At 61.4% G+C, this 389-nt stretch carries 1 pseudogene; it reads right to left on the reverse strand.

Annotated elements, in window-relative coordinates:
• Window positions 1–387 (reverse strand): annotated as a pseudogene (locus tag D1646_RS20945) (hypothetical protein); the annotation flags it as partial.
• Window positions 388–389: the final 2 nt, after the last annotated feature.

The following is a 389-nucleotide window of genomic DNA, read 5'->3' on the forward strand; positions in this document are numbered from 1 at the left end:
CGTCTTGGGGTCTTTGGGCCTGCCGTTCATCGTCAGCCGTTCGGTCTGCGTGAGCAGGATGTTGTTTTCAAATACGGGGTCAATGTAGGGCGCTATGTCCTTGGCGTTTCCAAATCGGGCGCTGCCGTATTCCATGCCGTGGCGGTATTTCTTGGCGTTCTTGCCTTTCAGGTACACCGCCAGCCGCACCAGCGCCGCGCCCGCTATGCCGATACACAGGTCAAAGGGGTGGAAGCTGGGCAGGCCGTTGGCGAACGCCGCCGCCAGGCTGTCCAGCAGATGCACCAGCTTTTGAGAAGCGTCCGCCCCCGCCGCCAGCCGCCACGCCTCGCCCACCTTGCCGAACAGCCACACGAACAACAGATAGGGCAGGTTGGTGATTATCAGCT

It is taken from the genome of Pseudoflavonifractor sp. 60, assembly GCF_009911645.1.
In the GTDB taxonomy this organism is placed as follows: Bacteria; Bacillota; Clostridia; order Oscillospirales; family Oscillospiraceae; genus Lawsonibacter.